Here is an 18,227-nt window from a genome sequence, read left to right as displayed (position 1 = left end):
TGAGAGCGGTTCAGATGATGAGGGAGCCCGCCGACGCCGTCCAGCTGGCACTCCTCAGATGAAAAGTGAACATCACCGTGAAAACCGCACTTCAGGCCGCGCTTGACGCAAAAGGCTATGACAAGCTCACCCAAGTTCAGGAAGCCGTAATGGCCCCGGAACTGGCAGGCAAAGACCTTCTTGTTTCCGCACAAACAGGCTCAGGCAAAACACTGGGCTTTGGCCTTGCGATCTCCTCCACCGTGCTGGGCGAGGCAGAGGCTTTTGATGAGGCCGCCGCACCATTGGCGCTGGTCATCGCACCGACACGCGAATTGGCGCTTCAGGTAAAACGCGAACTGACCTGGCTTTATGCCGAAGCAGGTGCGCGTGTGGCTTCCTGTGTGGGCGGCATGGACATGCGCGACGAACGCCGTGCCCTGGCACGTGGCGCGCATATTGTTGTGGCGACACCTGGCCGTCTGCGTGACCACATTGACCGTGGTTCCATCGACCTCTTGGACATCCGCGCCGTGGTGCTGGATGAAGCGGACGAAATGCTGGATCTCGGCTTCCGCGAAGAGCTGGAGTTCATTCTGGAGCAGGTGCCGGAAGAGCGCCAGACGCTGCTGTTCTCCGCCACCGTGCCAAAAATGATCGCGGAACTGGCCAAGAACTATCAGCGTGATGCGATCCGAGTGGAAACCAAATCCGAGCAAAAGCAGCACGCCGACATCACCTATCGCGCCATGACGGTGCTGGATCGCGATGCGGAAAACGCCGTGATCAACACGCTGCGCTTTTATGAAGCGCCAAATGCAATTGTCTTTGCCAACACCCGCGCCATGGTGGCCCGCCTGACAACCCGCCTCTCCAACCGCGGCTTTCAGGTGGTTTCGCTGTCTGGCGAACTGTCTCAGACAGAGCGTACCCACGCCCTGCAAGCGATGCGCGACGGCCGTGCGCGTGTCTGTGTGGCCACCGATGTGGCGGCGCGCGGCATCGACCTGCCAAACCTTGATCTGGTGGTGCATGCCGAACTGCCCAACAACCACGAAACCCTGTTGCACCGCTCTGGCCGGACCGGCCGTGCAGGCCGCAAAGGGGTCTCCGCGCTGATCGTCACCCGCAAGTCCCGCAAAAAGGCGGAGCGTCTGCTGCGGTGGGCCAAGCTTGAGGCCGAGTGGTCTGGTGCGCCTTCTGCCGAGGAAGTCAGCGCGCAGGATCAGGCGCGGATGTTTGCCGATCCGGACTGGATTGTGGAGACAACTGAGTCAGAATTGCCTCTTATTGAATCTTTGCTTGGAACATTTTCGCCCGAGCAAGTGGCCGCGGCCTATCTGCGACTTTACAATTCCAAACATTCGGCGCCTGAAGAGATTGCAGAAAGCGATGCCAAGCCAGCCCCGCGCAAGGATTTTGGCCCCTCGGTCTGGTTCTCGATCTCCGGTGGCCGCAAGGCAGGTGCAGAGCCGCGCCGCCTGCTGCCAATGCTGTGCAAACTGGGCGACCTGACCAAAGACGACATTGGTGCGATCCGCATCAATCCGGAAGAAAGCTATGTGCAGGTTCTGGAAACCAGCGTGGCAGGCTTCCTCGCCGCCATTGGCCCGAACATGACGCTGGAAGAAGGCGCGAAGCTGACGCAGATGGAGAATGCTCCGGTGCTGGAACGCAGCCCACGTGATGCGCGCGAGGGTGGCAAAAAACCATTTGGTAAAGGCCCGCGTAAAGACGGTGGAAAACCGCATCGCGGCAAAGGAAAGTTCGAAAAGCCACGGCATGACCGGGATGAACAGCGCCCTGAGCGCGGTGAAAAGTCGGATTTTCACAAGCCAAAACGCGATAAATTCTCAGAAAAACCAAATAAATCAGCATCTCCGGTGGACTGGAACGACGATCCAGCCCCACGGCAGAAGAAGCCAAAACCCGGTGCCGCCAAATCCGCACCAAAAGACGGCAAGCCGAAGTCGGCCTCAAAACCGGCATATGGCGCAGCCCCGGGTGGGAACGCGGCACCGCGTCGGCGCGCAATGGCTGATGGCGCATTGAGCGATGCTAAGCCTCACCGCAAAGGCGGCGACAAGCCCAAAGGCCCACCGCCCCCGAAAGGTAAAGCCAACAGCAAGAAGAACAAGGCGCGTCGTGCGGCGGCGGCATCTGCCCCGAAAGGCAAACCGCGCGGTTAAGCCGGAACAGCCTCTGGCGTCAGCGCTTCCAAGGCGCTGCCGTCCGGCGCGGTCAGTGTGAGCATTTGCGTGGCACTGGCCCGCCCGCGCAGGGTGGTCTCCTCCACTGCGGCCAATCCAAGCCCCATCGGCAAAGTGATGTCATTGGCGGTTTCAGCATCCAAAATCACCGAAAGCGCATGCGCCTTGCAGGCCTCCTGCAGGCGCTTGGCGCGGTTGATCGTGTCGCCGATATAGACCACCTGGCGCTTTTCCCAGCCACATTCCCCGACAGCCACCGGCCCGCCGGCCACGCCCATGCGCAATGAAGGCGCGACGCCGTATTTGGCCATGTAGTGGTCATGGCGCGCCGCCACGATCTGAAAAATCTCATCGATGCACTTGAGGAGCCGCATGTTTCCGTCCGGCCCGCGATCCCGCCAGCTCATGATAATCTCATCGCCTACATAGTTGTGGATCACGCCCTGATGTTTCTTGATCACCGGATCGATGTCGAGAAAGAAGCCCGTGATCATCTCAAGCGCCCTCTGATCACCAAGCTTTTCCGTGATCGACGTGGAGCCTTTTAGATCGGCCAAGACAAAGATCCGGCATTCCTCAGTGGGCCGCGCATACCGCCCGAGCAGGAAATAGGTCAGCGTCCGCCCGCCGATCAATCGCCGCGCCTGCAGCATGAACTGAATAAAAATGCCGGTGCAGAAGGCAAACAGGAAATCGGGAAACAGGCCCTGCTGAAACCACATCACATAAGTGTCTTTGTCCCGGATCAGCACCAGATGCGTGGCCGCCAGCGAAAAGAGCAAGATACAACAGGTGATCAACATTCGCAGCGCCAGGCCTCGGCGGAACTTCAGGCTGCGTTGCCACCGCCCAATCGGGCTGTTGCTGATCCAGACCTCAAGGCCAACGGCAATGGTGGCCACGATCACACCGCGCACAGCTCCGCGCCACAGCGCCAGTAGGCCCAGCCCCCAGCCCATCATATCGGCCAACACATAGCTGTAGATCGCGCCAACAATGGCACCAACTGTCAGCACAAAAAGAAAAGATCCTAGGTTGCGAGATAGCATGGCTGCCCTCAATCTTTGCTTCGGGAACGCAATGGGAGCCCCGGTTTTGTCTCGCATCTAAGCACAAAATGCCCTGATGCAACAAAAGACAAACCCCCATGGCCGGGCCATGGGGGTCGTCAATTCTTGTGTCCAAGCTGGAGAGGTGTGCTTAGAGCAAACCTTCACGCTGTGCTTTCTTACGTGCCAGTTTACGGGCACGGCGGATCGCTTCAGCCTTCTCGCGCGCTTTTTTCTCGGACGGCTTTTCGAAATGTTGCTTGAGCTTCATTTCGCGGAAGACGCCTTCACGCTGCAGCTTTTTCTTCAGGGCACGAAGCGCCTGATCGACATTGTTGTCACGAACACTAACCTGCATGTGGTTTTCACCACCTTTCTAAGTTTGAGTTGCAATGAAATTGCAGGAGCCCAGCGTATAGCAAGTCGTCCCGTCTTTGTCTAGTATGGGTGCAACGCCACCTCGCGACAGGGAGAGAGCCCGTGACGGAGACCCCCAACACCGACCTGAAATCCCGCCTTTTGGACGCTGCAGAGATGCATGTGCCCTTTGATGGCTGGTCTGAGGCCACTTTTACCGCCGCCATCGCGGACAGTGGTGTGGATGCCACCGTGGCACGCGCAATTTGTCCGCGTGGCGCGGTCGACCTTGCGGTGGCTTTTCACAAGCGCGGTGATTCTCAAATGGTCGCAGCCATAGGAGAGGCCGCAGTCGCGGAGATGAAAATTCGCGAAAAGATCACCCATGCGGTGCGCCTGCGCCTTGAGCTCTGTCCGGATCGCGAACTGGTGCGCCGAGGCTCGACGCTCTTTGCGCTTCCGCAACACGCAGCCACCGGTGCGCAACTGATCTGGGGCACGGCAGATGCCATCTGGAATGCCATCGGTGACACCTCGCGCGACCTGAACTGGTATACCAAGCGCGCCACACTTTCAGCGGTCTATTCCTCCACAGTGCTCTACTGGCTGGGGGATGACAGCGAAGGCAACACCGCCACATGGGCATTTCTGGATCGCCGGATCGAGAACGTCATGCAATTTGAAAAGACCAAAGCCCGGTTCAACAAAAGCCCCCTTGGTCGCCTGATGGCAGTCCCACTGGAAGCGGCGTCAAAGTTTCGCGCCCCCGATCTGCCCAACAACATGCCTGGCAGCTGGACACCCCCATCGCGCTAAAGCGTCTTCCCGAAAAGGCTTCTCATTCGGGAAATATCCCGGGGTGGCCATCGCTTGCGATGGCCGGGGCAGCGCCCCTTTTGCATGCCCCGGCGCAACAACGCCCTCACGTCAGGTCAGCAAAAGCCTCTGTGCGCGATGCCAGCCGCTCTGCTACACAGTTCCCGAACACAGGAACCCAGAGGGACAGATCATGACAGAGACGATGCGCGCCGTTGAAATCACCAAACCCGGCGCGGCCGATGTGCTGAAACTGACCGATCGCCCGATCCCGACACCCGCCGCTGGCGAAGTTCTGATCAAGATTGCCTATGCTGGCGTCAATCGCCCGGATATTTTGCAACGTGCCGGGCTTTACAACCCACCTGCAAATGCCTCTGATCTCCCGGGCCTTGAAGCGTCAGGCACCATCGCGGCCGTGGGCGCCGGTGTGACCCAATGGTCTGAAGGGGATGCCGTATGTGCGCTGCTGCCCGGCGGTGGCTATGCCGAATATGCGCTGACTCCGGCGGCACATTGCCTGCCCCTTCCAGAAGGATTGGGCCTGAAAGAAGCCGCCTGTCTGCCTGAAACCTTTTTCACAGTCTATTCCAACGTCTTCCAGCGCGGCGGACTGCAAGCGGGAGAGCGCTTTCTGGTACATGGCGGCTCCTCCGGCATTGGGACAACGGCCATCCAACTTGCCAACGCCTTTGGTGCGCGGGTCTTCACCACCGCCGGGTCTGACGAAAAATGCAAGGCCTGCCTCGATCTTGGCGCCGAACGCGCGATCAACTACCGGGACGAGGATTTTGTCAGCGTTCTGCGCGCCGAAGGTGGGGCCAATCTGATTTTGGATATGGTGGGGGGCGACTATCTGCCCCGCAATGTCAAATCCCTGGCGGATGATGGCCGCCTTGTGCAAATCGCCTTTCTGCAGGGGCCGCAGATCGAGTTGAACTTCGCCCATGTGATGATGCGCCGCCTCACAATCACCGGTTCAACGTTGCGCCCGCAAAGCGATCTGGCCAAAGGCAAAATCGCCGAAGCTCTGTTGCGCGAGGTATGGCCCTTGCTGTCATCCGGGCGCATCGCTCCGGTGATGGACAGCGAATTTGCTTTGAGCGATGCAGTCGCGGCGCACCAACGTATGGAGAGCAGCGGCCACATCGGCAAAATCGTCATGAAAGTGGCCTAAACCCAGGTTATAAACACCCGAAACACTGCATTTTTTCTCTCCTCAAACTCTCTGCCATCCGGCAAAAAGGGCGACAAAAGCCAAGCACATTTATGTGCCAAGCCACAGTGGGGAAGACATCTTGAGAAAAATCGGATTGCTTGTGGTGGCCGTAGCACTGGCGGTGCCATTTTTGTGGTGGCCGTCAATCGCGCAGGGCCGCGACGGTGTGGCGCTCTTTAGCCAATATCTGGGCCTGGGCGCTTTGATCGCCATGGCTTTCTCACAACTCATCGCCACCCGCTGGCCCTGCGTTGAAATGCTCTTTGGACCGCTTGATCAAAGCTATCGCCTGCACAAGTGGCTCGGCATCGGTGCCATGGTCGCGATCCTGCTGCATGACACGATTGACGCGGAAATGCGGGGCCTTGGTCGCGAAACCGCCCTCGTGGAGCTTGCCGAAACCTTGGGGGAAATCAGCCTCTACGGGCTGCTGATCCTTGTGGTCATCACCATCGCCACTTTCATCCCCTATCACCTGTGGAAATGGACCCACCGCTTCATCGGCATTTTCTTTGTCTTTGGTGCGTTTCATTACCTGTTCATCCTCAAACCCTTTAACAACGGCGATCCGCTTGGGCTCTATATGCTGTTGGTCTGCGCTGTTGGCACAGTGGCCTACGCCTGGACGTCCGCGCCGCGCGGACTGCGTCCCAGCCGCAGCTATGAAATCGCCCAAGTCACCCAGCAAGGGGATGCGGTTGCTGTGGATCTCGCGCCCAAAGGCCGCCCACTGCGCCACCGCGCGGGCCAGTTTGCGTTTTTCCGCTTTTCCGGGGCCGGATTTACGGAGCCGCACCCTTTCACCATTTCCGCAGCGCCCAATGAAAAGGGCGATCTACGCCTGACCGTCGCGCCACTTGGCGACCTCACCAGCCATGTCGCCCGCAGTTTGAAAGCCCGACAGGCGGTGCAAGTGGACGGCCCCTATGGCCATTTCGGCCGCGCAAAAGGTTCTCAGGTCTGGATCGGGGCCGGGGTTGGGGTCACCCCGTTTGTCGCCCTTGCGCAGGCACTTCCCGCTGAGGCGCCGCCTGTGACTTTCATCTACTGCATCCGTGATCGGGACAGCGCCGCGCATCTGGCAGAACTGGAAAGCCTGGCGGCAAGCAAACCAAATCTCGATCTGGTTCTTTGGCAAAGCCAGACTCGCGGACGTCTTTCCGCCACGACCCTCGCTGCAGAGATCCCGGATCTTGCCACACGCAAAGTGCTGTTTTGTGGTCCCATTGAGATGCGTCGCAGCCTCGCCAAAGATCTGCCAAAGCAAGGCGTCGGCCAGAAGAATTTCCTCTATGAGGAATTTGAAATTCGCACGGGCATCGGCCTGCGCCGCCTGGTTGCCTGGCTCTGGCAGAGTCACCTGGCCAAAAGCACTTAGGCAAACAAAAAAGGCGCGCCCAATCAGGCGCGCCGAATATCCACTTATTGCGCCAGAGCTTAGATCGCAGCCTTACGGCTTTCTTCCAGATAGATCTCACGCAGACGAGTCGCGATTGGCCCCGGTGTGCCATCGCCCAGCGCCACGCCGTCGATCTCCACTACCGGCATCACAAAGGCCGAGGCCGAGGTGGTGAAGGCTTCATCCGCCTCTTTGGCTTCCTCAATCGTGAACAGACGCTCTTCGATCTTCAGCTGCGCCTCAGCCGCCATGCGCAGCACCGCCTTACGGGTGATGCCGTGCAGGATGTCATTGGACAGAGGACGGGTGACGATCACGCCGTCTTTGACAAAATAGGCGTTGTTAGAGGTGCCCTCGGTCACATAGCCGTCTTCAATCATCCAGGCATCATCGCAGCCCGCTTTCTTGGCCATCATCTTACCCATGGAGGGGTAAAGCAGCTGCACGGTTTTGATGTCGCGACGGCCCCAGCGAATGTCTTCGATGGAGATGATCTTGGCACCTTTCTTGGCGGCTGGGCTATCTGCCAGACCGGGTTTGTTCTGGGTGAAGAGCACGATTGTTGGCTGGGTATCTTCACCTGGGAAGACGAAGTCACGGTCACCGTCAGAGCCGCGTGTGACCTGCAGATAGACTAGACCTTCGTCAATTTCGTTGAGCTCTACCAGCTTGCGGTGGATCTCCAGCAGCTCTTCCTTGGTGCAGGGTTCCGCCATGTCCAGCTCATCCAGAGAGCGCTTGAGACGCACCGCGTGACCTTCAAAATCAATCAGCTTTCCGCCCAGAACGCTGGTCACCTCATAAACCGCGTCCGCCATCAGGAACCCCCGGTCAAAGATCGAGACTGTGGCTTCGGTTTCCGGCAGGTATTCGCCGTTCACATAGACGGTGCGGGTCATGTTTGGATGCTCCTTACGGGTTGTTTCAACTCCACCGCGATGCGTGTACGCCACGCCCCTCTGCAATGGAACAAAAATTTAGGCGACGGAGGGGCAATCAGCCCCAAAGCGCAGCACTTGGTGGGTGCACGCCGTTTTCATCAAACACCAGCGGTCTGTCGCGGTCTTCGCCCAGCAACAATGGCCCGTCGAGATCGGTGACCATCACACCCTGCGCAATCAGGGTTGCCGGTGCCATGGCAAGGCTTGAGCCGACCATGCATCCAACCATCACTTTGTAGCCTTCCGCCAGCGCCGCTTCGCGCAGACGGAGTGCCTCGGTCAGCCCGCCGGTTTTGTCGAGCTTGATGTTGACCACATCATATTTGCCTTTGAGCTTGGGCAGGCTGGTGCGGTCATGACAGCTTTCATCGGCGCACACCGGTACCGGACGCTCCATGCCGATCAAGGCGTCATCTTCGCCCGCTGGAAGCGGCTGCTCCACCAGTGCCACACCAAGGCGTACCAGATGTGGTGCCAGATCCGCATAGACCTCCGCGCTCCAGCCCTCATTGGCATCCACAATGATCGTGGATTTCGGCGCCCCCGCCCGCACGGCCTCAAGCCGTGGCATGTCATCCGGCGTGCCAAGTTTGATCTTCAGCAGCGGGCGATGTGCGTTTTTGGCGGCCTGCGCCTGCATCTCGGCAGGTTCCGCAAGTGACAGCGTGTAGGCGGTGATTTCCGGACCAGGCTTTGGCAGCCCCGCCAATTCCCAAGCACGTTTGCCCGCCTGTTTGCTTTCCAGATCCCAAAGCGCGCAATCCACCGCATTGCGCGCGGCACCCGCAGGCAGCAGATCATAAAGCGCCTCGCGGTCAATCTGCGCTGGCAGCCCTTCGATCTCAGCCGTTACGCTTTCCAGGGTCTCATCATAGCGCGCATAGGGCACACATTCGCCCCACCCCACGACGCCATTGTCTTCCACACGCACGGTCAGCACTTTGGCCTCAGTGCGGGAGCCGCGCGAAATGGTGAACACCTGTGCCAGTTTGAACACATCGGGGGTGACGGTGATTTTCATGCGGTCCTCTAAGTCCTGTGGCCGAAGGGCGCGACATACAGCAAGGCGCGCCTCTTCCTCTTGCCAAAAATATCCCGGGGGTCCGGGGGCAGCGCCCCCGGACCGGCCCGTATGAGTTTACAATGCCGCCAGCGCGTCCACCAGCTTGCCCGCACCAAAGCGGAACGGATCGGTGGCTGGCAGCCCCATGTCCGCCTCGATTTGCGCCAGATAGGCCTTGGCTTCGTCCTCTGTCATGTGCTGGGTGTTCACCGACACGCCCACAACCTGACAGGCCGGGTTGGCAACCTGTGCCAATGGCAGCGCCATGTCGCGAAGCGCTTCAAGGCTGGGCTGCTGATACTCCGGCAGACCACGCATGTGGTCGCGGGTCGGCTCATGTGCCAGAATCAGCGCATCCGGCTGACCGCCATGGATCAGCGCCATGGTCACACCGGAATAAGACACGTGGAACAGGCTGCCCTGCCCTTCGATGTGATCCCAGTGATCTTCGTCATTGTCCGGTGTCAGCCACTCAACAGAACCCGCCATGAAATCGGCAATCACCGCGTCCAGCGGCACGCCGTCACCGGTGACCAAGATGCCGGTCTGCCCGGTGGCACGGAAGGTGGATTTCATCCCCCGCTTGCGCATCTCAGCGTCCATGCAGAGCGCGGTGTACATCTTGCCCACGGAGCAATCGGTGCCCACGGCCAGACAACGCTTGCCGGTGCGCTTTTTACCGTTGGCGATTGGGTATTCTACCTCAGGCACACGCACGTCATGCAAAGTGCGGCCGGTTGCTTCGGCAACAGCCACCAGGTCCGGCTCGTCGCGCAGCAGGTTGTGCAGGCCGGACGCGAGATCAAAGCCTTCCTCCAGCGCCATCACCAGCACTTTTTTCCATTCCTGAGAAATCACGCCACCCCGGTTGGCCACACCGATCACCAGCGTTTTGGCGCCGGCTTCGCGTGCCTCAACAAGGCTCATATCGGTCAGACCCATATCCGCCTTGCAGCCTTCCATGCGGAACTGGCCCACGGCGTTTTCCGGGCGCCAGTCTTTGATGCCCTGAGCCACTTTGGCCGCCAGCTGGTCCGGCGCATCACCCAGAAACAAAAGATACGGTGTCTCGATCATAGCGCGTCCTTCCCTGTCATCGTCGCGTAAGTCTTCCTGACCTATATTCTGCGAGCAATGATGAAATTTCCTTGTGAAACCTGCCCGAAATGGCAAAAGGTTCGAAAATTCTTTCGCATTATCCGGATTTGAAGATCTTTTCTCCCTTCCCAAAGCGGAAAGCTGCAAACAAACTGCGCCAGCCCCAGTTTGCGCCGCAACGCGGCGTCGCCTTGCCGCAGATGCAAAATATCCTTGCGCATCGACGCGCAACTTCATACCACAACAGGCGACAAAAACGTAATTTCCTTACCGAGAGGCCGATAGATATGAGTTTCCGCATCCAGCCTGCCGCACCTGCCCGCCCCAACCGCTGCCAGCTGTTTGGCCCGGCCTCCAACACCAAGCTTTTTGCCAAGATGGCGGCTTCGGCAGCAGATGTGATCAACATCGACCTCGAAGACTCTGTGGCCCCGACAGACAAAGACATGGCGCGCGCCAACGCGATTGAAGCGATCAACACCATCGACTGGGGCAACAAGACCATTTCCGTGCGCATCAATGGTCTGGACACGCCGTTCTGGTATCGCGACGTTGTCGATCTGCTGGAGCAAACCGGCGACCGCCTGGACCAGATCATGATCCCGAAAGTGGGCTGCGCAGGCGACATCTACGCCGTGGACGCGCTGGTCACCGCAATCGAAGCCGCCAAAGGTCGCAGCAAGCGCATTGATTTTGAAGTCATCATCGAATCGGCGGCGGGCATCGCCCACGTGGAAGAAATCGCCGCAGCCTCCCCACGCATGGTGGCCATGAGCCTCGGCGCTGCAGACTTTGCCGCCTCGATGGGCATGCAGACCACGGGCATCGGTGGCACGCAGGAAAACTACTACATGCTGCATGAAGGCCAGAAACACTGGTCTGATCCATGGCACTGGGCGCAAGCCGCCATCGTCGCGGCCTGCCGCACCCATGGCGTGCTGCCAGTGGACGGCCCGTTTGGCGATTTCTCCGACGACGAAGGCTATATTGCACAAGCGAAACGCTCTGCAACACTGGGCATGGTTGGCAAATGGGCGATCCACCCCAAGCAGATCGCGTTGGCAAATGAGGTGTTCACCCCGTCTGAGGAAGCTGTCACTGAGGCACGCGAAATTCTCGCGGCCATGGAGCAGGCCAAGGCCAATGGCGAAGGCGCGACCGTCTACAAAGGACGCCTTGTGGATATCGCCTCCATCAAGCAAGCCGAGGTTATCGTGGCACAGGCTGAGCTGATCGCGGCCAGCTAAGCGCAGACATGATTGCACCATTAGGCCTCGCCTGACGGCGGGGTCTTTTTTGTTTCTGCACTTAGGCGCGTTCGTCTTTGGGCGAGCCCATCACCACATAGCTGGTGATCGCATTCACCTGCGGCACAGTGCCAAGGACGTCGGTGTGAAACGCTTTATAAGCGGTCAAATCCGCTGCCTCCACGCGCAGCAAATACTCCACCTGACCGGTGATGTTGTGACACTCGCGCACTTCAGGCGCCATGGCCATAGCCCGCTCAAAGGCCTCTTGGGCGTCTTTGGTGTGTTTGTTCAGCCCCACAGTCACATACGCCACAAAACCGGAGCCGAGGGCCGCGCGGTTGAGAACAGCACGATAGCCGGAGATGATCCCGGCCTTCTCCAAAACCGCAACCCGACGCAAGCAGGCAGAGGGCGACAAGCCAACCTTTTCCGCCAAAGCAAGGTTGCTCATGCGCCCATCGCGCGACAGCTCACGCAATATATGTTCGTCGATATGATCTAGTTTCGCCATTAATTGTGAAAATAGGCACCACTCACACAAAAACGCAACCAAACAGCGTGTGATTTGCATCAAATTGACGCCATGACTTACGATATCCTCACCGCCCTCATGATCTTTGCCTTTGTGTCCTCCATCACGCCTGGGCCGAACAACCTGATGCTCATGGCCTCTGGTGCAAACTTCGGCTTTGCACGCACGATCCCGCATATGCTGGGTGTCGGCATCGGATTTGTGGTGATGGTCGCGCTGGTGGGACTTGGCCTTATGCAGGTTTTTGACCGGTTTCCGATCGCACATACGGCGCTTTCCGTGGCTTCGGTCGCCTATCTTTTGTGGCTCGCCTTCAAGATAGCACGCGCCGGTGCTCCGCAGGATGGCAGCACAAGCGGCACCCCCATGACCTTCATGCAGGCGGCGATCTTTCAGTGGGTGAACCCAAAAGCCTGGACCATGGCGCTGACGGCGATCACGCTCTATGCGCCAGATCGCACAGTGCTCACGATCCTGCTTGTGGCAGGCGCTTTTGGCGCGGTGAACCTGCCTTGTGTGTCGAGCTGGACCGTGCTTGGTCAGCAGATGCGCCGCCTCTTGACCTCTCCTGCCCGCCTTACGGCGTTCAACTGGACAATGGCGGCGCTGCTTGTTGCCTCGCTTTATCCGGTGGTGTTCTCCGGCTGAGGCCCGCGCGTTATTTTGCAGCCAACGGCATGCAGATTTCCGTCAGAAGATCCTCAGGTGCTGTCTCGCGCGGATCGTTGAGATAGATCTCGTAACAAGGCTGATCTGCCGGCTCTTCGCCAGAGGCGGGCAGCCAGTTGCCGTAGAGAGAATGATAGGCCGCCGAGATGCCGGAATAAGGCCCTTTGTAGGTCAGCACGGCGGTTCTGCCACCCGGGAGCGCAAAGTCCTCCATCCCTTCCGGCGTGCCCTCGCCGACGAATTCGGCACCAGCGAGACTGCGCAGCTCCGCTTCTGGCACAACTTCGGGGCTGTCTTGATAGACCGCGATCACCGCGCGCACATTGGGCCAGAGGGCGCGGCTTTCACACATGGCCCCGAAGGCCTCAAAACTTTTGCCAATCTCATGATAAGCGCCTTTGTGGGGCACTCCGACCAGACGGCGGCTGGGTTCATTGCGAATATCTACGTCATGCATAGGGTAACATCCTGTTTTTAAATCTGGATTGAGCAATGCCACCTGCCCTGTGGCGCGATACGCCGACGGGCTGATGCCATAAGCGTCAGAGAACGCACGTGAGAAACTGCCTTGTTTGCCATACCCGGTGCGCGCCGCGATCTCCGGCAGAGACATCTCTCCCTGTGCCAACCAGACCGCCGCGCGATGCAGACGAATGCGCCGCACGGCCTGCGCGCAGGTTTCCCCGGTCAGCGCGTGAAAGACGCGATGCCAATGAAAGCGCGACATCGCCGCCACATCTGCCAGCGCGTCCAAAGACAGGTCTCCATCCGTATTGTCATGGATGTAGGCCAATACCCGCAAGATGCGGTCTTCGTAGCTGGCGGACATGATGCGTGTCTCCCAATGGTTTGGAGTATGAAAACAAAGCAGGATTCAGAGCGATCCCGACCTCACCCTGATGACATGAAGCCAGATCACAAATCTTGCTAACTTGCGCTGCACCCCGTCTCAATATTGGCCACATGGCGCACACCGTTGCAATTACGCTCCGTCAGCGTCATATAGCGGAAACGTAAGGAATGCGCCGGGAGTGCCCAATGACCAACTATCTCGACTTCGAAAAGCCACTTGCAGAGATCGAGGGCAAAGCCGAAGAGCTGCGCGCGCTGGCGCGTCAGAACGAAGAGATGGACGTGGCTGACGAAGCCGCAGCGCTGGATCGCAAAGCCGCTGATCTGCTGGAAGAACTGTACAAAGACCTGACACCATGGCGGAAATGCCAAGTGGCACGTCACCCGGAGCGCCCACATTGCCGCGACTATATCGACACGCTGTTCACCGATTACACCCCGCTGGCGGGCGACCGGAACTTTGCGGACGATCTCGCCGTCATGGGTGGCCTTGCACGTTTTAACGGAAAACCCGTGATGGTGATCGGCCAGGAAAAAGGCAACGACACCAAATCGCGCATCGCGCATAATTTCGGTATGGCGCGCCCAGAGGGCTACCGCAAAGCTGTGCGCCTGATGGAAATGGCGGCAAAATTCGGCCTGCCGGTTGTCACCTTGGTAGACACAGCCGGTGCCTATCCTGGCAAAGGCGCAGAAGAACGTGGCCAATCGGAGGCCATCGCGCGCTCCACTGAAATGTGCCTGCAAATTGGTGTACCTTTGGTCTCTGTGATCATTGGCGAAGGCGGCTCCGGCGGTGCAGTGGCATTTGCCACGGCGAACCGCGTCGCCATGCTGGAGCATTCGGTGTATTCAGTGATCAGCCCTGAAGGCTGCGCGTCTATCCTCTGGAAAGACAGCACCAAGATGCGTGAAGCGGCAGAAGCTCTGCGCGTGACCGCGCAAGATTTGCACCAGCTTGGCGTGGCAGACCGGATTATCGCGGAGCCGAAAGGCGGCGCTCATCGTGACCGCGTCGCGACCATGGAAAACGTCCGCAAAGCCATCGAAGACATGCTTGGCGAACTGGCGGAAATGCCTGCGGATGAGCTGGTCTCCAACCGCCGTAAGAAGTTCCTGAACATCGGAGCCAAAGGGCTGGCAGCCTAATCGGCGCTGCCCCCTTCAAAAACCGATTGGGAAGACGGCTTGCGCCTGAGACCGCAAGCCGCAGCCTCCGAGCTGCTTGTCGTGACGAACATGACTTTGCTGAGACACGCCAACGCGATACTCTGGCGTCATGTTGAACTTGCTCAAACACCCCACCTTTTCACGCCTGTTTGCCGCGCAACTCGTCGCGCTGGCTGGCAGCGGGCTTCTCACAATCGCGCTTGGCCTGCTCGCCTATGATCTGGCAGGAGCCAATGCCGGGGCTGTGTTGGGCATCGCTTACACCATCAAAATGGTGGCCTATGTTGGTCTATCCCCTGTGATGGGCGCGCTTGTGGCCAAGCTTCCGCGACGGGCAGTCCTGGTTGGGGCGGACGCCATCCGCATTGCTGTTGCGCTGAGCCTGCCGTTTGTGGACAGCGTGGCGCAGGTTTTTGGGCTAATTTTCCTACTGCAGGTGGCTTCTGGTATTTTCACTCCGACATTTCAGGCGACGATCCCCGAGATCCTTCCTGATGAAGACGAATATACACAAGCGTTGTCTCTATCGCGCCTCGCGTCTGATCTGGAAAACATCTTATCGCCCGCCTTCGCCGGTCTCTTGCTGCTTTTTATGAGCTTCCATGGTTTGTTTGCGGGCACAGCCGCAGGGTTCTTCCTCTCTGCATTGCTGATTCTCAGCACCAAACTGCCGTCCCGCAAAGCCAGCGCCGACCGCCCGTTTGTGTCACGCCTGACCCGTGGCAGCTGGATCTATCTGGCGACGCCCCGCCTGCGCGGCCTTCTCGCGTTCAACATGGCCGCAGCCGCCACAACAGCCTATGTGCTGGTGAACACTGTCGTCGTGGTGCGCGACACGTATGGCATGGCTGAAAATGGGCTGGCGATTGCCATGGGCGCCTTCGGCGCGGGCAGTATGATAACAGCCCTGATGCTGCCTCGTTTGCTTCATCACATCTCTGATCGCGCGTTGATGAGCGCAGCAGCCGCAGTGCTCGCAGTAATCCAACTGTGCCATGCGGCGTGGGTCTGGGCCAATGGCCCGCTGTCCTGGATCGGATTTTTGGCGATTTGGCTCTGCGCGGGCCTGCTTTATTCCGCCGTCATGACGCCTTCCGGGCGGCTCCTGAAACGGTCAGCACACTCAGAAGACCGGACTGCGGTTTTCACCGCCCATTTTGCCCTCAGCCATGCCTGCTGGCTGATCGCCTATCCTTTGGCGGGCTGGACAGCCACAGCTGGCTCTCAGGCGCTTTCATTGGGTGCGCTCAGCCTGATCTGCCTTGTGAGCGTTTGGATCGGCCTGCGCCTTTGGCAGCCATCTCCTGCCGACATGCCGCATGAACATCCTGATTTGCCTCCGGATCACCCCCACCTCAAAGAGCATGGTGCGCGCAAACATGCGCATGCGATTGTCATTGACGACTATCACCACGCATGGCCGTCGCGGGGCTAATTACCGCGCGAGTAGCCGCAATCCCTGCGTCACATCGGAGCGCACAGCGAGCCGAAGGCCCGGCTCGTCTCCGGCCTTGAGCGCCGCAATAATCAGGCGATGATAGTGGGGAGGCTCCGTGCGCCGCAACCGCCCATAAAGCGCGCGCATAGTTGGTCCAAGCTGCAACCAGACGGTCTCAGCCATCGCCAGCATGGCCGGTGCCTGCGCGCGCAAATAAAGCGTGCGGTGAAAGTCCAGATTGGCGCGGATGTAGCCCACCGCGTCCCCCTTGCTCACAGCCTCAGCCACAGTGCCGTTGATCGTTACCAGCCGGTCGATAAGCGCCATATGAGCCCGTGGCAGCGCGCGGCTGGCCAGCTCCACCTCGATCAGCGCACGCAACGCGGCCAACTCTTCCAGACGCTCACTCGAAAGCTCGGGGGTGGCAACGCGGCCCGAACTGGAAAGAGTCAAGGCGCCTTCCGCCACCAGACGCCGCACAGCTTCGCGCGCCGGCGTCATGGAGACCTCATAGTCTTTTCCAATGCCGCGCAGGGTCAGCGCTTCGGCCGGAGCCAACTCGCCATACATGATCTTGGTGCGCAAGGCGCGGTAAACGCGGTCGTGCGCCGAGGTGGATTGGTCTTGGGAGGGGCGAGGTTGTGGGATCATTCCGCCGTTGTGATCACAAAGCATCGCGACGTCAATGGCTTCACTAAAAGTGACGGCTAAACCCCGTCAAAGCGATATCGATGCAAAACCTGCCCATCAGTGCGCAGCCAGCGGCGCGGCACCTCGTATGGGCCATAGAGTTGTGTCACCACACTCCAAAATGCTTGAGAGTGATTCATTTCTTTAAGATGGGCCACTTCATGCGCGGCGACATAGTCCAGCACATCCGGGGCTGCCATCACCAATCGCCAGGAAAACATCAGCGCCCCCGCCGAAGAACAGGACCCCCAACGCGAGCGCGTGTCTCGCAGCGTCATCCGGCTGTAGGGCAGTCTCAAATGCGCCGCATAGTGATCGACGGCCTCCGACAATCGGTGCCGTGCAAGCTCTTTCAAAAAACCCTGCACTTTGCGCCCAGCCAGATCAGCGCGTCCCGGCACGGCAAGTTCATCCTGTCCCAAAACAACTGACCGCCCCTGCCCGGCCACAACCAGCCGATCCCGACCAGCCACCGGAAGCACGGCACCCGGCGCGACCAGAACCTGCTCTGGCTGTTGCGACAGCTGTCTGCGCAGCCAGTCTTGCTTTTCCTCAGCAAAGCCGAGTGCCTCACGTGTGCTCACCCCGCGTGGCACAGTGAGTGTCACCTTGCCATCCAGTCGCGACACACGCAGGCTGATGCGCCGCGCACGGGAAGACTGACGCAAAGCCACCGTCACAGGTGGTGTTCCGGGGATGATATGTTGCGTCATTTACGCTCCTTGGCCGCGTTTGCAGTGATACCCTTTGACACGCGGCCCTTGATATGGCACGTGGCGCAAACCGTCGAGAGCGACTCAACCGATTGAAGGGGATTACCCATGCCCAAAGAAGAATGGGGCGTCAAACGCGTGTGCCCGACCACCGGCAAGCGTTTTTATGACCTGAACAAAGATCCTGTTGTCAGCCCATACACTGGCGACATCGTAGAAGTAGATGCGGGCAAGAGCCGCATGATTGCAGCAGACGCCGAGGATGCCGCAACACTGAAAGCCAAAGCCGCCAATCTGGATGATGCAGATGACGTGCTGGATGACGACGACGCCGTTGATCTGGACCTCGAAGATGATGTTCTGGATGACGACGAGGACGACAACGTTTCGCTCGATGAGATCGCGGACGTTGCCTCTGAAGACGACGACAACTGATCGTCAGCCGAACGGCAAAAAAACTTCTCCGGGGCGGAATTTTTCGCTTGAACCTGCCCCGGGATACGCCTAATTAGGCGCGCACAGGCTGAGTGGCCTGACAGATTTGGGGCCTTAGCTCAGCTGGGAGAGCGCTACAATGGCATTGTAGAGGTCAGGAGTTCGATCCTCCTAGGCTCCACCAAACCCTTCTAGTTCAACATGTTAGCTGGACACTACTGCGGTGTGACACACAGGTGTGACACATCATGCGGCTACATGCGTATCTTAGTAAATCACGACACGGCATTTTTTACTTCCGCTGGCCATTGCCAAAAACAGGGCCAACTTCATCTCGCAGGACCATT

Annotated in this window: 18 protein-coding genes and 1 tRNA gene; 10 read left to right on the top strand and 9 right to left on the bottom strand. The window is 59.1% G+C overall.

Annotated elements, in window-relative coordinates:
* Positions 1 to 77: 77 nt before the first annotated feature.
* The gene (locus J7412_RS02980) at positions 78 to 2,168 is read left to right on the top strand and encodes a DEAD/DEAH box helicase (RefSeq protein WP_209076937.1); all 2,091 of its coding nucleotides are present in this window, start codon (positions 78 to 80) and stop codon (positions 2,166 to 2,168) included.
* On the opposite strand, the gene J7412_RS02975 is transcribed toward J7412_RS02980, so the two are convergent.
* Entirely contained in the window at positions 2,165 to 3,238 is a 1,074-nt protein-coding gene (locus J7412_RS02975; RefSeq protein ID WP_209076934.1) for an adenylate/guanylate cyclase domain-containing protein, read from the bottom strand. The two genes, J7412_RS02980 and J7412_RS02975, sit on opposite strands and share 4 nt — an antisense overlap.
* Positions 3,239 to 3,389: 151 nt before the next feature.
* The gene (gene rpsU / locus J7412_RS02970) at positions 3,390 to 3,596 is read right to left on the bottom strand and encodes a 30S ribosomal protein S21 (protein WP_005614280.1); all 207 of its coding nucleotides are present in this window, start codon (positions 3,594 to 3,596) and stop codon (positions 3,390 to 3,392) included.
* Between the two features lie 122 nt (positions 3,597 to 3,718).
* Between rpsU and J7412_RS02965 the strand changes: the two genes are divergently transcribed.
* The 3 genes from J7412_RS02965 to J7412_RS02955 all read left to right on the top strand — a co-directional run bounded on the left by J7412_RS02965 (position 3,719) and on the right by J7412_RS02955 (position 7,008).
* Entirely contained in the window at positions 3,719 to 4,411 is a 693-nt protein-coding gene (locus J7412_RS02965) for a COQ9 family protein (RefSeq protein WP_209076931.1), read from the top strand.
* Between the two features lie 193 nt (positions 4,412 to 4,604).
* The gene (locus J7412_RS02960; protein ID WP_209076928.1) at positions 4,605 to 5,588 is read left to right on the top strand and encodes an NAD(P)H-quinone oxidoreductase; all 984 of its coding nucleotides are present in this window, start codon (positions 4,605 to 4,607) and stop codon (positions 5,586 to 5,588) included.
* A gap of 121 nt (positions 5,589 to 5,709) precedes the next feature.
* Entirely contained in the window at positions 5,710 to 7,008 is a 1,299-nt protein-coding gene (locus tag J7412_RS02955) for a ferredoxin reductase family protein (RefSeq protein ID WP_209076926.1), read from the top strand.
* Positions 7,009 to 7,067: 59 nt separating this feature from the next.
* On the opposite strand, the gene J7412_RS02950 is transcribed toward J7412_RS02955, so the two are convergent.
* The 3 genes from J7412_RS02950 to dgcN form a co-directional block, all read right to left on the bottom strand.
* Positions 7,068 to 7,928, bottom strand: coding sequence for a D-amino-acid transaminase (locus tag J7412_RS02950; RefSeq protein ID WP_209076923.1), 861 nt, complete (start codon positions 7,926 to 7,928; stop codon positions 7,068 to 7,070).
* A 97-nt stretch (positions 7,929 to 8,025) separates the two neighbouring features.
* Complete coding sequence (gene dgcA / locus J7412_RS02945; RefSeq protein ID WP_209076921.1) at positions 8,026 to 8,991, bottom strand: N-acetyl-D-Glu racemase DgcA; 966 nt, start codon at positions 8,989 to 8,991, stop codon at positions 8,026 to 8,028.
* A gap of 117 nt (positions 8,992 to 9,108) precedes the next feature.
* Positions 9,109 to 10,110 carry an N-acetyltransferase DgcN gene (gene dgcN / locus J7412_RS02940; protein ID WP_209076918.1) on the bottom strand — a complete coding sequence of 334 codons (1,002 nt, stop codon included), beginning with the start codon at positions 10,108 to 10,110 and terminating at the stop codon, positions 9,109 to 9,111.
* A gap of 308 nt (positions 10,111 to 10,418) precedes the next feature.
* On the opposite strand from dgcN, the gene J7412_RS02935 reads away from it, so the two are divergent.
* Positions 10,419 to 11,378, top strand: coding sequence for a CoA ester lyase (locus tag J7412_RS02935; protein ID WP_209059006.1), 960 nt, complete (start codon positions 10,419 to 10,421; stop codon positions 11,376 to 11,378).
* A 61-nt stretch (positions 11,379 to 11,439) separates the two neighbouring features.
* Here the strand turns inward: J7412_RS02935 and J7412_RS02930 are convergent, their stop codons facing one another.
* Positions 11,440 to 11,892, bottom strand: a complete 453-nt coding sequence (locus J7412_RS02930; protein ID WP_209058999.1) for an Lrp/AsnC family transcriptional regulator — start codon at positions 11,890 to 11,892, stop codon at positions 11,440 to 11,442.
* 72 nt (positions 11,893 to 11,964) lie between these two features.
* Between J7412_RS02930 and J7412_RS02925 the strand changes: the two genes are divergently transcribed.
* Entirely contained in the window at positions 11,965 to 12,561 is a 597-nt protein-coding gene (locus J7412_RS02925; RefSeq protein WP_209076916.1) for a LysE family translocator, read from the top strand.
* Between the two features lie 10 nt (positions 12,562 to 12,571).
* Here the strand turns inward: J7412_RS02925 and J7412_RS02920 are convergent, their stop codons facing one another.
* Positions 12,572 to 13,411 (bottom strand): AraC family transcriptional regulator, encoded by an 840-nt coding sequence (locus J7412_RS02920; protein WP_209076913.1) that lies wholly within the window; start codon positions 13,409 to 13,411, stop codon positions 12,572 to 12,574.
* 209 nt (positions 13,412 to 13,620) lie between these two features.
* On the opposite strand from J7412_RS02920, the gene J7412_RS02915 reads away from it, so the two are divergent.
* Both J7412_RS02915 and J7412_RS02910 read left to right on the top strand, forming a co-directional pair.
* Complete coding sequence (locus J7412_RS02915) at positions 13,621 to 14,583, top strand: acetyl-CoA carboxylase carboxyltransferase subunit alpha (RefSeq protein ID WP_209076909.1); 963 nt, start codon at positions 13,621 to 13,623, stop codon at positions 14,581 to 14,583.
* 130 nt (positions 14,584 to 14,713) lie between these two features.
* Positions 14,714 to 16,039, top strand: a complete 1,326-nt coding sequence (locus J7412_RS02910) for an MFS transporter (RefSeq protein WP_209076906.1) — start codon at positions 14,714 to 14,716, stop codon at positions 16,037 to 16,039.
* On the opposite strand, the gene J7412_RS02905 is transcribed toward J7412_RS02910, so the two are convergent.
* Together J7412_RS02905 and J7412_RS02900 are read right to left on the bottom strand one after the other, a co-directional pair.
* A complete protein-coding gene (locus tag J7412_RS02905) occupies positions 16,040 to 16,693 on the bottom strand; it encodes a GntR family transcriptional regulator (protein WP_209076904.1) in 654 nt (217 codons plus the stop codon).
* 56 nt (positions 16,694 to 16,749) lie between these two features.
* Positions 16,750 to 17,445 (bottom strand): SprT family zinc-dependent metalloprotease, encoded by a 696-nt coding sequence (locus tag J7412_RS02900; protein WP_209076901.1) that lies wholly within the window; start codon positions 17,443 to 17,445, stop codon positions 16,750 to 16,752.
* Between the two features lie 108 nt (positions 17,446 to 17,553).
* On the opposite strand from J7412_RS02900, the gene J7412_RS02895 reads away from it, so the two are divergent.
* Together J7412_RS02895 and J7412_RS02890 are read left to right on the top strand one after the other, a co-directional pair.
* Positions 17,554 to 17,880, top strand: coding sequence for a TIGR02300 family protein (locus J7412_RS02895; protein WP_209076898.1), 327 nt, complete (start codon positions 17,554 to 17,556; stop codon positions 17,878 to 17,880).
* A 108-nt stretch (positions 17,881 to 17,988) separates the two neighbouring features.
* Positions 17,989 to 18,064: transfer RNA gene (locus J7412_RS02890), tRNA-Ala, on the top strand.
* Positions 18,065 to 18,227: the final 163 nt, after the last annotated feature.

Origin of the sequence: Shimia sp. R9_3, from assembly GCF_017743755.1 — a bacterium.
Classification (GTDB): domain Bacteria; phylum Pseudomonadota; class Alphaproteobacteria; order Rhodobacterales; family Rhodobacteraceae; genus Shimia.
The sequence above is the reverse complement of the archived record's forward strand: the minus strand, read 5'-3'. Positions and strand labels throughout refer to the sequence as shown.